The organism is Thiocapsa rosea, from assembly GCF_003634315.1.
GTDB classification, from domain to species: Bacteria; Pseudomonadota; Gammaproteobacteria; order Chromatiales; family Chromatiaceae; genus Thiocapsa; species Thiocapsa rosea.
This window is the reverse complement of the sequence record NZ_RBXL01000001.1, coordinates 1640602-1653750: the sequence shown is the minus strand read 5'-3', so window position 1 is coordinate 1653750 and position 13149 is coordinate 1640602. Positions and strand designations below refer to the sequence as shown.

Below are 13149 nucleotides of genomic sequence, written 5' to 3'. Positions count from 1 at the left end.
CCGACCACTTCGGGAGACCATTATCGTGCCTTTTTTGTTTCTACTGATCATCATCGGAATTCCGATGATCGAAATCTACATCATGATCCAGGTCGGCTCCGAGATCGGGGCGTTTCCGACCATCGCCCTGGCCATCCTCACCGCCATCGTCGGGATCTGGCTGGTCCGCCACCAAGGTTTCGGCCTGCTCATGCGGGTGCGCGAGATGACCGACCGCGGTGAAGTGCCTGCCTTGGAGGTCTTGGACGGCGCGCTGCTCCTCGTTGCGGGACTCTTTCTGCTCCTTCCGGGCTTTATGACCGACACGATCGGGTTTTTGTTGCTCGTCCCGCCCCTGCGGCATTGGATCGTCGGGCGCTATGTCCGTGTGATCCCGGTCCGGCCCGGCACGCCTCCCGGAGGTGCCGAGGGTCCAAGGGTCATCGAGGGCGACTACCGCCGCGAAGATTGAGGCCCGTCGAACCCTCCGGCGCTTGACAGACGAGGATAAGGCTCTACTATTAGCACTCGTTTGAGATGAGTGCTAACAGAGCGGGCCGAAACGGACTGCTCACCTGCGCTCCGAACCCGTCAACCGCACGAGGAGACCACCACATGAAGATTCGTCCCCTGCACGACCGCGTTGTTGTCCGTCGCATGGAAGAAGAGCGCACGACCGCCGGCGGCATCGTGATCCCGGACTCCGCCACCGAGAAGCCAATCCAGGGAGAGATCATCGCCGTGGGCAAGGGCAAGATCCTCGACAACGGCGAGAGCCGTCCGCTGGATGTGAAGGTCGGCGACCGCGTCCTGTTCGGCAAGTATTCCGGCACCGAGGTCAAGCTCGACGGCAACGATTTCCTGGTGATGCGCGAAGAAGACATCATGGGTGTCGTCGAAGGCTGATGCCGAGTGCTTCCCCTCCGGGAAGCCCGCATCCAAGCCAGCCGTAAGCCCCGTGAGCGAGCCGTGCTGGCTCGATCCGCATCCCCTACAGCATCGAATTCCAAAGCATCGAATCAAGGATCAACACTATGAGTGCAAAAGACGTCAAGTTCGGCGGTGAAGCCCGTGCCCGTATGATGGAGGGTGTCAACATCCTCGCCAACGCCGTGAAGGTCACGCTGGGTCCCAAGGGCCGCAACGTGGTCCTGGAGAAGTCCTTTGGCGCCCCGACCGTCACCAAGGACGGCGTGTCCGTCGCCAAAGAGATCGAACTCAGCGACAAGTTCGAGAACATGGGCGCCCAGATGGTGAAGGAAGTGGCTTCCCACACCTCCGACATCGCCGGCGACGGCACCACCACCGCGACCGTTCTGGCTCAGGCCATGGTCCGCGAAGGCTTGAAGGCCGTCGCGGCCGGCATGAACCCGATGGACCTGAAGCGCGGCATGGACAAGGCCGTCGAGGCCGCCGTCGAGGAGCTCAAGAACCTCTCCAAGCCCTGCACCGAGAGCAAGGCGATCGCCCAAGTCGGCACCATCTCGGCCAACTCGGATGAGTCGATCGGCCAGATCATCGCCGAGGCGATGGAGAAGGTCGGCAAGGAAGGCGTCATCACCGTCGAGGACGGCACCTCCCTGCACAACGAGCTGGATGTTGTGGAGGGCATGCAGTTCGATCGCGGCTACCTCTCGCCCTACTTCATCAACAATCAGCAGAGCCAGAGCGCCGAGCTGGATGACCCCTTCATCCTCCTGCACGACAAGAAGATCTCCAATATCCGCGAGCTTCTTCCCGTGCTGGAGTCGGTCGCCAAGGCGGGCCGTCCGCTGTTGATCGTTGCCGAAGATGTCGAAGGCGAGGCGCTGGCCACCCTGGTGGTCAACACCCTGCGCGGCATCGTCAAGGTCTGTGCGGTCAAGGCCCCGGGCTTCGGTGACCGTCGCAAGGCCATGCTGCAGGATATCGCCATCCTCACCGGCGCGACCGTGATCTCCGAAGAGGTCGGTCTGTCGCTCGAGAAGGCGACCCTGAACGATCTGGGTACCGCCAAGCGCGTGCAGGTCGCCAAGGACGAGACCACCCTCATCGACGGCGCCGGCTCCGAGATCGACATCAAGGCGCGTTGCGAGCAGATCCGCGCCCAGGTCGAAGAGACCAGCTCCGACTACGACAAGGAAAAGCTCCAAGAGCGTCTTGCCAAGCTGGCCGGCGGTGTTGCCGTCATCAAGGTCGGTGCCGCAACCGAGATGGAGATGAAGGAGAAGAAGGCGCGTGTCGAAGACGCCCTGCACGCCACCCGTGCGGCCGTCGAAGAAGGCATCGTCCCCGGCGGCGGTGTTGCACTCGTCCGTGCCCAGACCGCGGTCAAGGGCCTGACCGGTGCCAACCACGACCAGGACGTCGGCATCACCATCGCGCGTCGCGCCATGGAAGAGCCGCTGCGTCAGATCGTCGCCAACGCCGGCTGCGAGCCGTCCGTCATCCTGCACAAGGTCGTCGAAGGCACGGGTAACTTCGGTTACAACGCCGCCAACGGCGAATATGGCGACATGGTCGACATGGGCATCCTGGATCCCACCAAGGTCACCCGTTCGGCGCTTCAGAACGCCGCGTCGGTCGCCGGCCTCATGATCACCACCGAGGCCATGATCGCCGACGAGCCCAAGGACGACGCCCCGATGCCGGGCGGCGGCGGAATGGGCGGCATGGGCGATATGGGCGGCATGGGCATGATGTAAGCCTGCCCGTCTGCGTCCATTCGCAGATAAAAGCCCCGCCCCGGTGATCGACCGGGGCGGGGCTTTTTTGTTGGATCTAAACCGCGTCCAGAGCGAGATGATGAATTACGAGTGAGTTCGAGACCGCGTCAGATACCTACACCGCAAACGCCCCCTCGGGCTGATACGCCGCCACTGGTTGGGTAAACTATTTCGGGCATCCATCCCAACGTGGACTGCCCAACCAAACCGGAGGTTTATTTTGATTCAACCAGCCAACCCTGGACGCGGGCCCGACGATCTGCACCAGAAGTCCCCGAACCATCGTCGACTGGACCACGGCTCGCCAACCCACCGATCCGCCGCAGAGGTACCGCAACCCCAAGACGGCTACAGCCGCGAGTTCGCGGATCATCCGGACATCTTCAAGCGCATCGGCGTGACGCTGCTACGCGGCCTGTTGATGGCGCTGTTCTTCATCCTCTTCGAGATATTGAACTACACCATCTTCGGTATCGCTATCCTGCAATATCTTGCCATCGTGCTCTTCGGTCGCCCGATGGATCTATTGCGCAGCATCAACGAAGGCCTGTCTGCCTACATGGGTGACATCGCCGGATACCTGACCTGTGTCGACGACCGCGCCCCGTTCCCCTTCTCGCGTCTCCGCGGCGCTCGGGGTATCCCGCTGCAACCGGAATGGCGGCGACGCAAGACTCCAGACAACACCGACATAGGCGCCGCCCGCGGGCCCGCCGATGGCGTCGATACCGGGACCTGAAGCGGCGCAGTGGAAACCGGTGGGACAACCAATCAGCGCGTTTCACGATATAGCCCGGAGGCCGTGGTCTGTCTTTGATGGATCCCTCGTGTGCCGAACCGGCGCGCCTTCGACGAACGGCCGCACCTCCGGACCGTGCGCTGGACCCGCTTTTGCCGCGCGTTCAGATTGGATTTTCCAATGTCGCAAGCGGTCCTATCATGAGGTCGCAACATCACGCCGATCGCCGGGCAAGCAACGTCCTGGCCGTGGAATCAACGTAAGAGCGCCGTCGAACGATGTCCAAAAAATCTCTCGATCACGATCACGCCCCCCGAGACACCACACCGCTGATCGTACCGCCGGGCTGCGGTGCCGTGGCGGCGCTGCAGCCCGTTCCAGGCGATAGGATCGGACGCGGATCGAAACGCGGCGATACGCGATGCGGTTGTCTTGGGCGATTCTCCGGCGCCGGGCGCGCACGCGAGCGGTCGGATGCGCCAAAACGACGGGCGTGGGTTGTCTGGTCCGTTCGTCTGTTCGGCGTTCTGACCTTGGCGCTCATCGGATGGTGGTTGTGGATCGCCTACGATTGGGACCATACCGCCTTCTGGGAATGGACGAGCACCGCCGACCCATTGGCCTTCTTCCTGCTGCTTGCGGTCCTTCCCGCCATCGGGTTTCCGACCTCGCCCTTCTATCTGCTCGCGGGAGCAACCTTCGGCGCAGGCACCGCGCTCGTCGGCTCGGGGCTCGGCATGGCGGCCAATCTGGTTCTGTGCTGGTGGCTCGCCCACACGAACTTGCGTCCTTGGATACAATCCCGGCTCGCTAGGACATCCTTCAAGCTCCCCGAGCTGACCTCCCCCGCACAGGCAATTCGATTCGCTTTATTGGTCAAGGCCGCCCCCGGAGTCCCCGGAACACTCAAGACCTACCTCTTATGTCTGAGCGGCTTAACCTTTCCCGTCTATTTCTGGGTATCCCTGATCGTCTCGATGATCTACGCCGCCATCTTTATCCTTCTCGGTGAATCGGTCTTGGAGCACGACTTCCGTCAGATCGGCTGGATGCTGCTGATCCTGGCACTGCTTGGCGGACTGGTCTGGTGGATTCGGCAACGCTGGCGGCGGCAGCTACTCAACTCTTAAACCGCGTCCAGAGCGATACGCGTCATTTTAAGTTCAACTCAGGAACACCCGGGCCCGCATCGGCGGACTCGGTCAAGAGGTCGACCGGCGCGACAGGCGAAGCATGACGAGGATGGGCGTCCCTGCCCGATGTTGATCCCGTTAGCGGCGTAAGCCGCTGCCTCACAGCCCCGCAACGCGGCCGTCTTCGCGGGTGATGACGATGGTTGCCGAGCGCGGGCGCGGGCCGTTGGGGTTCGACATCACGTCGGGATCGCCCGGATGCCGGTATACGGCGCCGCTGTCCGGCCAGTTGCTCGTGAAACTGCCGACGAATGTGTCCGGTCCGATTCACCGCGCGCGGGTTCGCTGCGTCGATGTTGTCCTCGGTGCGCGAGGTGTTGTTGGTGAGGGTCATATAGACCTCGCGGGTCCGCGGATGCACCGCCCCCCACTCGGGCCGGTCCATCTTGGTCGCCCCGACGACATCGGCTGCCAAGCGGGTGTTGACCAATACGTCGGCCTGATCCCGGAAATCCACGCCTGCTGCGGCAGCCGCCGCGAGGAAGTCCTGATCACCGATGTCGAGCGCAAGCCAGTCGCCGCTGCCGTCTTCGTTGAAACGGGCCACGTACAGGGTGCCCTCGTCCAGCACATTGCCTTTGAGGTCGTTCCTGTAACGCGCCTTGGTCCATTAAGACGCGATGACGACTTTATGAACGATAATGCAAGCTACCGATAGAGGCTAATATTTTCCATAGGTGCTTTCGGTGCCGAGAAGGCTTTCTTAATAATACCCACTTGCGATAAGGAAGGCGCTTACTAAATGAATAGAAACCTATCGTGCAGCTTTCGTGAATCGACGCGCGTATCGAACCAGAGGCACCATTTCATTATCCGTGCGGTTCACACGTCGTTAAAACCAGTATCAAACGCGTGGATGAGCGGATGTTGGGGTCAGTAAGCCGCCTGACATTGGTCAGTCGGCCCGCGTCGACCGGCGTGGGCGCCACGGCTGAGCCGACCGCGGTGAGCGTGCACCGACACCCACTCCGGGTGAGCGGGGTCTACCAGGTTGAAAATCGCCCGGCGTCATCCATGTCCTGCTCTCCGACCATGACGGAGAGACCGATGCCACGACCCGGGGTGCAAGGACTCGGCTTGCCGAGGCATGTCGTGCAGACCGAGACGCCGACTCGGGCGGCCGGCCTTGCGCGTTTGGCGTCCTTCGTTCCGCACGGGGCCGCCTATGCGCGCGAGCGCAATCGGGTCGTCCCGCCGCATGATCGGGTCTCGCGGCTCTCGCCCTATCTTCGGCATCGTCTGATCCTGGAGCGCGAGGCGGTCGCCGCAGTTCTGGACGCCCATCCGCGAGATGTCGTCGACAAGTTTATCTCCGAGGTGCTGTGGCGGACCTACTGGAAAGGCTGGCTCGAACACCGCCCGCACGTCTGGGACGCCTACCTCGACCAGCTCCGGCACGACCGCGACGGGCTTGCGGGGAGGACGTCGGTCCGCTATGCCGAGGCGATCACCGGTCGGAGCGGGATCGCCTGTTTCGATGCCTGGGCTCGCGAGCTGATCGAGACCGGCTATCTGCACAACCACGCCCGTATGTGGTTCGCGAGCATCTGGATCTTCACCCTGCGTCTTCCCTGGACCCTCGGTGCGGCCTTTTTTCTGCGTCACCTTCTGGACGGTGATCCAGCCTCCAACACACTCTCCTGGCGCTGGGTGGCGGGACTCCATACGCGCGGTAAGCACTATCTGGCGCAGGCCGAGAACATCGCCCGCTACACCGACGGGCGCTTCGACCCTAAAGGCGAACTCGACGAGCAGGCGTTGCCCTTGACCGAGCCGCCGCTCGATCTCAAGCCCCGTGCGCTCTCCGCATCGGTCGATCTGCCCACAGACCTTCAGAGCGGGCTGCTTCTGACTCCGGAGGATCTCGCCCCGGAGGTCTCTCACCTGTCGAAGCTCGGGTTTCGAGGCGTCGCCGGCGGCTGGGACGAGACGGTCGGGGAGGCCCTCGACCTAGCCCCTCCGGTCGGCGACTTCTCGCGCGTTGCGATTGGCGATGCCCTGTCTCGGGCCGAGGCGCATTTCGCGGTCCCGACACACGCCTTGGACGAGGGCGATTGGCTGGCCGCGGCCGAGGCATGGGCGTGCGGCCTCGCAGTGCGCCAAGTCGTGACGCTCGAAACACCGGTCGGCCGCTGGCGGGAACGCATCGATCAGCTCGACGCGCGACTCGCCAAGCACGGCATCGCACTCGTCCGATCTCGCCGGACCTGGGACAGCAGTCTCTGGCCCGGTGCGACCCGCGGCTTTTTCCCCTTCCGCGAGCATGCCCGCCGGCAAGGCCATCTCGATGGTCTTACGCGCATCGATGATGCCTAAACCGCGTCCAGAGCGAGATGCTCACTTTCGAGTGCGTTCGACGTTTGGTGCATCCACAGCCGTTAGCGGGGACGCGGTTTGAAATGATCTGTTTTTTAATCTCTTAAACCGCGCCAGCTCCAGCGGTCGTCAAGTCTGCCGGGGCCGGTCCCATCCAAAAACATCACATACCGCGCTGGGCGCGGTTTAAACCCGAATGAAACCCATGCAACTTGTCTGGTTCAAGCGCGACCTCCGGGTCTACGACCACGCTGCACTCGCCGAGGCCGCAGGGCACGGCCCCGTCCTGCCGCTCTACATCGCCGAGCCCGGATATTGGTCCCAACCGGATTCCTCCGGTCGCCACTGGGCCTTCATCGCCGAGTGTTTGGTTGAGCTGCAAGCGGATCTGGCCGCGCTGGGACAACCCTTGGTGATCCGAGTCGGCGAGGCCATCCCGGTGCTGAACGCGCTGCTGGATCGTCTGCCCATCCAGGCCGTTTGGTCGCACGAGGAGACCGGCAACGGCTGGACCTATGCGCGTGACATCGCCGTCGGCGATCTGCTGCGCAGCCGAGGCATCCCCTGGCATGAGCGGCCCCAGAACGGTGTGGTCCGCCGCCTCGAAACGCGCAACCGATGGTCGCAGATCTGGGAGCACCGGATGCGTATGCCATTGGAGCCTCCGCCGACCCTCCGACCTTTGGGGACCCTGTCGGAGATCGGCGGGCTGGGTGCCACTCCCGACACGCGGGACCTCGGGATCGCCGACGACCCCTGCCCGCAACGCCAACCCGGCGGTCGGCGAGCCGGCGTCGTAACGCTCGAAAGTTTCCTGCGCGAACGCGGCGAAGCCTATCACCGCGAGATGTCGAGTCCACTGACGGCATACGAGTCCTGCTCGCGCCTGAGCACCCATCTCGCATGGGGGACGCTCTCGATTCGCGAGCTGGTCCAAGCAACGCGCCATTACCGGGAGCAGGTGGCGGCGCTCGTCCAAACCAGCGGGCAACGCAGCACTTGGTCGAAGGCACTTTCGGCGTTTGAGGGCCGGCTCCACTGGCACTGTCATTTCATGCAAAAGCTCGAAAGCGAGCCCCGCATCGAGTTCGAGAACATGCACCGCGCCTGCGATGGGCTCCGTGATCCGACACCGGACCGGGAACGCCTCGATGCCTGGCGCCAGGGCCTAACCGGCTTCCCCTTCGTCGACGCCTGCATGCGCGCCTTGACCCACAACGGCTGGATCAACTTTCGGATGCGCGCCATGTTGGTGTCCTTCAGCTCCTACCATCTCTGGCTGCATTGGCGCGAGCCGGGCCTGCACCTAGCCCGCGTCTTCACCGACTACGAGCCCGGTATCCACTGGTCCCAGGTCCAGATGCAATCCGGTACCACCGGCATCAACACGCTGCGCATCTACAACCCGGTCAAGCAGTCCCAAGACCAGGACCCGGAAGGCGTCTTCATTCGGCGCTGGATTCCCGAGCTGGCCGATGTAGCGGATGCCCGGATCCACACTCCATGGAAGATGTCCGGACCCGAGCAAGACGCCTGCGGGTGCGGGATCGGTCGCGACTACCCGTACCCGATCCTCGACCATGAAGCCGCCGCCCGCGAGGCCCGCCGCCGGATGGGCGCGATCCGTCGCCGCGCCGAGTCCCGCGCCGCAAGCCGAACCATCTTCGAGACTCACGGCAGTCGTCGGCGTAGTGGCGGCTCAAGCCGGACGCGCACGACCACCACGAAGATAGGCAGCAAAAAGAGGCAGCCCCCGAGCCCCGAGCCGACCTCATGAGCCACAAGAAGCCCCACCTCCCGACCAAGATCTGCGCGACCTGCGCTCGCTCCTTCACTTGGCGCAAACGCTGGGCAACCTGTTGGGAGTCGGTCCGCTATTGCTCCGATGCGTGCCGCGGTCGACGCCGCGTGTCCAACGCCGAGGCGAAAAGGATCAAAGAACGCCCATGGAAGAAGACAAACAGGCAGAGTACGCTCGACTAAACCGCGCCCGACGCGCTATGCGTAGTGTATTGGATTGGCCGCGCCGGCTCCGACAGTTGTCGGAGCCGGCGCGGCCAATCCAAACCACCAAACCACGCATAGCGCACCGGGCGCGGTTCAAGTTCGGTCTAAACTCCCGCATCGGATCGCGTGCGCCGAGACCGGATTCCGATCGAGACGCCAACGGGTTTTGTCATTGTGCATGGGCGCGGTCTGTTCGTATAACCGGCTCACTGTTCCGTTATCTTCGATCCACACCACAGAGATTCCAAACATGCACCTGTTCTCCGCACTGGCCACCGCCACCGCCATCGCTCTAGCGCTCGGCGGCACGCACATCGTCATCGCTTCCGAACCCGATGCTCAGGGGTCGCCTCCGGCGGCGGTGCCGGCGGGCGAAACCGTCGCCGCGTCCGGCAACCCCGCGGATGTCGTCGTCAGGATCAACGGTGTTGCGATCCCTCGCGCAGAGCTGGATCGCAATAGCCGCCCCTTGTTGGCCAGGATGGGCCCCGCGGACGCCATCACTCCCGATCAACGCAGGCTCGTCGAGGAAACCGCAAAAGAGAACCTGATCCGCTCCGAGCTCCTGTATCAGCTCGCCATGAATCAGGACATCCCCGATCTCGATCAACAGGTCGATGAGCAGTTTGCTCTGATCAAGTCCCGTTCGCCGAGCGATGAGGAGTGGAACGACGCGCTCGCACAGAAGGGAATCACCCCTGACGGACTGCGTGAGCAAATCAAACGCGGGCTTATGATCAATGCGTTCGTCCAGAACGAGGTGGTGTCCAACATCGAGATCACCGACGCACAACTGAAAGCATTCTACGAGGAGAATCCCGAGGCGTTCAGCAAGCCGGAGTCGATGCGCGCGAGCCACATCCTGATCGGAGTCGATGCGGGGACAGGCGCCGAGGAGAAGGAGATTGCCAAGCGGAAGGCCGACGAGATCCTCGACAAGCTCAAGTCCGGTGCCGATTTCGCCGAGCTGGCCAAGAGCGAGTCGACCTGCCCTAGTGCTCAGCAAGGGGGCGACCTCGGCGAGTTCGGACGGGGTCAAATGGTCGCGCCCTTTGAAAGTGCCGCGTTCGGTCTGGAGCCGGGCGACCTCAGCGAGGTGGTGGAGACGCAGTTCGGGTATCACATCATCAAGGCCGTGGGCAAAAACGCGGCGGGAGTCGTGCCGTTCGAGGAGGTGAAGGGACGCATCGAGAAACAGCTGAAGACCCAGCAGGTGCAACAAGATCTTATGGCCAAGGTCGAGGCGCTCAAATCGACCTCCGTGATCGAGTTCCCGGATCGGAACCCTTAACCACGCCTGAAGGACCTTTTCGTCCGCAACCGATCTCGGGATTCCGAATGGCTGAGCCGAGATCGAGCGCAAAACCCAATACCCGACTCCCTTCACTCCAATAATCGCTGAGGTAAACGGCGTCACGAAGTCGCCCCGGCACCAGACGGCGCCGGGGCGCGCAGCATCAGAGCCCGCCGATCTCGCCTCCGTCGTCGCGGGTGATGACGATGGTCGCGGAGCGCGGGCGCGGCCCGCGGTCCGGCCAGTCACTGATCGCGGTCGGGTTGGTCGTCGTGCCGCCCTCACCCGGGTGCTGGAAGTTCACGAACATGGTCTTGCGGTCCGGCGTGGTGACGACACCGGTTACCTCGCAGCCGCGCGGGCCGGTCAGGAAGCGGCGGATCTCGCCGCTCTCGGGGTCTGCACAAAGCATCTGGTTGGTACCGATGTTCTCGTTGAGGCCGCCAGGGTTATAGCTCGAGCCGCTGGTAGTCGCGTCGGTCTGGATCCACAGCCGGCCGGCACCGTCGAACCAGAGCCCGTCCGGGCTGTTGAAATCGTCGCCGATGGTGTTGCCCTGCAACCTTGGATCGGTCCGGGTGCTGTCACCGGCCAGCACGAAGATGTCCCAGGTGAAGGTCGGCGAGGTGTTGTCGTCATCGTCTTCGTGCCAGCGGATGATGTGGCCGTAGACGTTGCCGGTGGGCACCGGCACCGGGCCCGTGGTATCGGCGTCACCGCCGCGGGGGTTGGCGTTGTTCACCGGCGGGCGGGCCGAGCCGGCGTTTGTGGTGCCGTCCGGGTTGTTGCCCGTCGGAATCCCCGACCGGCCGCGGTTGCTGTTGTTGGTCAGCGTGCAGTAGACGTTGGCCGGGGCCATCGGGTCGGCGGCAATCCACTCCGGGCGGTCCATCATTGTCGCGCCGACGGCATCGGCCGCCTGCCGGGTGCGGATGCAGATCTCGGCTTGGGTCCAGTTGTCGAGCGCCGGGTTGTTCGGTGTCAGCTCCAACCACTCGCCGGTACCGTCGTCGTTGAACTTGGCGACATAGAGCGTGCCCTCGTCGAGCAGGTCCATGTTGGTGCGACGGTTGCGTGGGTTGTAGCTGCCGGCGGTGACGAACTTGTAGATGTACTCGTTGCGCTCGTCGTCTCCGGTGTAGAGCACCACCCGCCCGTTGGCGGCGACCACGTGCTCGGCGTTCTCATGCTTGCAGCGACCGAGTGCGGTGCGCTTCTTGGGCATGCTGCGCGGGCTGTACGGGTCGATTTCCACGACATAGCCGAAGCGGTGCGGCTCGTTGGGATTGAGGTCGGCGCGGAAGCGCGCGTCATGCTCGTGCCAGCGGTAACCGAAGCCGGTCTGGGTGATGCCGTAACGGGTCTGGCCAGCCAGGATCTCAAGCTTCTGATCGTTTCCGGGCAGTCCCTCGACGTCGCCGGTCGGGTTCGCGAAGTAGCCGTTCCAGTTCTCCTCGCAGGTCAGATAGGTGCCCCAGGGGGTATAACCGTGGGCACAGTTGTTCAGTGTCCCGAGCACGCGGGTGCCGGTCGGGTCCGCTGCGGTCTTCAGCAGGTCATCGCCGGCCGCGGGACCGGTGATCTGCATCGGTGTATTGCCGTGGATGCGACGAGCGAACGGCGACGGGCGCTTGACCTCCCAGCGCCCGGTACGCGGATGGCGCCAGACTGCGACGATGGACACGCCGTGGGCGTGCTGGGACTTACGCACCTTCTCGATGTTCCAGGTGTCCATGCCGTCCGGAAACAGGAACAATTGGTCGTTGTACTCGTGGTTCACGCAGAGTAGGCCGCGGCTCGAACCGAGGCGGCCCGGAAGCGGGAAGAAGTGCATGCCGTCATGGTGGTCGCCGGACTGCAGCGTCTGATCGATCGAGTCGTTACTGGCATCGTCGCGCCAGGCCGGCTCACCGGGCCGCTGCCCGAGCGCCCCGATCGGATCGCCCCAGCGATACAGCACCTGGTAGCTGTAGCCCGGCGGCAGGCGCACGTCGTCGATCAGATTAGGGTCCAGCGCCCGAGTGTTCGGTTCGATGCCCTCGAAACCGATGCCGCCAAAGCCGGGGCGGGATCGGATTGGCCCCGCGCCAACCTCGCGCACGCCACTCAGCATGGAGAGGCCCGGTACGCCGAAAAAGCCAACAATGGCGGCTCCGAGCCCCCCAGCGAGTAGTTGCCGGCGCTTGAGGTTGACCTGCAGAATATCGTTGAAGTGACTATTTTGACTGGAGTTACTGATCGGGTCGTCGTCGTGGTTCAGCATCTGAAGCCTCGCAGCTCGGCGTCAATGGGGGAGTGAAGAACAGAGAGCGGTGGGCACCCAGCTCGGTGGACCCATGCGACGCGCGACGTTACGTTGCGACTGTTACGTCCATGGTGTCGGTTTGATTGCAATTTTGAGTCTTTTAGTCGGATTTCGGGCGCGTCGGAATCTCGGCGAACGCACACCCGCTCGGAGGCGGTTCAGCAGTTCCGTCCTCTTGCGTGCGAGTTCTTGATCGGTGGGTAGGCCGTTTTCGCTCAGCTGGCCGAGTCGCTCAACCGCGGCAAGGACGTCGATGTTCTGCACGGCACGGTCCCTCAGTTGTGTACCGAGCGCCGGCGCCACAGTGCCATATCGTGCCGGGCTGCTGCTGCGGACGGCAATCATCATGTCCCCGACGGGAGCGTGGTTTAATCCGTGGCGCGGTGACGGGTCGTTGACAATCCTCTGGCCGTCGCCTGTAAACTGCCGCATCGCCCTCTCCGAATTGGATATCCTCGGTTCTCTGCATTCTGGACCAGTCGCGTCATCGCAAGAACGGTATCCGCAGGCTTCGTTTTACCGAAAATCTGATCTTTATCCGGATGGGCGATAAGGGCTTGTGATCTGGGTGAAGCGGTTTCTCATGGAATCCGATCTCATAGAAGCGCCGG

At 63.3% G+C, this 13149-nt stretch carries 10 protein-coding genes and 1 pseudogene; 9 read left to right on the top strand and 2 right to left on the bottom strand.

Annotated features, from left to right (window positions below; genetic code table 11):
• Positions 1-64: 64 nt before the first annotated feature.
• The 5 genes from BDD21_RS07555 (at position 65) to BDD21_RS07535 (ending at position 4553) form a co-directional block, all read left to right on the top strand.
• Positions 65-451 (top strand): FxsA family protein, encoded by a 387-nt coding sequence (locus BDD21_RS07555; protein WP_425470226.1) that lies wholly within the window; start codon positions 65-67, stop codon positions 449-451.
• A 143-nt stretch (positions 452-594) separates the two neighbouring features.
• Complete coding sequence (groES, locus tag BDD21_RS07550) at positions 595-885, top strand: co-chaperone GroES (RefSeq protein ID WP_093029859.1); 291 nt, start codon at positions 595-597, stop codon at positions 883-885.
• A 128-nt stretch (positions 886-1013) separates the two neighbouring features.
• Entirely contained in the window at positions 1014-2663 is a 1650-nt protein-coding gene (gene groL, locus BDD21_RS07545; protein ID WP_120796630.1) for a chaperonin GroEL, read from the top strand.
• Positions 2664-2904: 241 nt separating this feature from the next.
• A complete protein-coding gene (locus BDD21_RS07540) occupies positions 2905-3423 on the top strand; it encodes a DUF4389 domain-containing protein (protein ID WP_120796629.1) in 519 nt (172 codons plus the stop codon).
• A gap of 278 nt (positions 3424-3701) precedes the next feature.
• Complete coding sequence (locus tag BDD21_RS07535; RefSeq protein ID WP_120796628.1) at positions 3702-4553, top strand: VTT domain-containing protein; 852 nt, start codon at positions 3702-3704, stop codon at positions 4551-4553.
• 292 nt (positions 4554-4845) lie between these two features.
• On the opposite strand, the pseudogene BDD21_RS28540 reads toward BDD21_RS07535, so the two are convergent.
• Positions 4846-5193 (bottom strand): annotated as a pseudogene (locus BDD21_RS28540) (alkaline phosphatase PhoX); the annotation flags it as partial.
• A 470-nt stretch (positions 5194-5663) separates the two neighbouring features.
• Here BDD21_RS28540 and BDD21_RS07525 point away from each other — a divergent pair.
• From BDD21_RS07525 to BDD21_RS07510, 4 genes are all read left to right on the top strand, one after another.
• Positions 5664-6932, top strand: a complete 1269-nt coding sequence (locus BDD21_RS07525) for an FAD-binding domain-containing protein (protein WP_120796627.1) — start codon at positions 5664-5666, stop codon at positions 6930-6932.
• Positions 6933-7137: 205 nt separating this feature from the next.
• Positions 7138-8709 (top strand): FAD-binding domain-containing protein, encoded by a 1572-nt coding sequence (locus tag BDD21_RS07520; RefSeq protein ID WP_120796626.1) that lies wholly within the window; start codon positions 7138-7140, stop codon positions 8707-8709.
• A complete protein-coding gene (locus BDD21_RS29015) occupies positions 8706-8915 on the top strand; it encodes a DUF2256 domain-containing protein (protein WP_120796625.1) in 210 nt (69 codons plus the stop codon). The genes BDD21_RS07520 and BDD21_RS29015 overlap by 4 nt, the downstream gene beginning before the upstream one ends.
• A 202-nt stretch (positions 8916-9117) precedes the next feature.
• Positions 9118-10230 carry a peptidylprolyl isomerase gene (locus tag BDD21_RS07510; RefSeq protein WP_245969466.1) on the top strand — a complete coding sequence of 371 codons (1113 nt, stop codon included), beginning with the start codon at positions 9118-9120 and terminating at the stop codon, positions 10228-10230.
• Positions 10231-10396: 166 nt separating this feature from the next.
• Here the strand turns inward: BDD21_RS07510 and BDD21_RS07505 are convergent, their stop codons facing one another.
• Positions 10397-12496 carry a PhoX family protein gene (locus tag BDD21_RS07505; protein WP_120796623.1) on the bottom strand — a complete coding sequence of 700 codons (2100 nt, stop codon included), beginning with the start codon at positions 12494-12496 and terminating at the stop codon, positions 10397-10399.
• Positions 12497-13149: the final 653 nt, after the last annotated feature.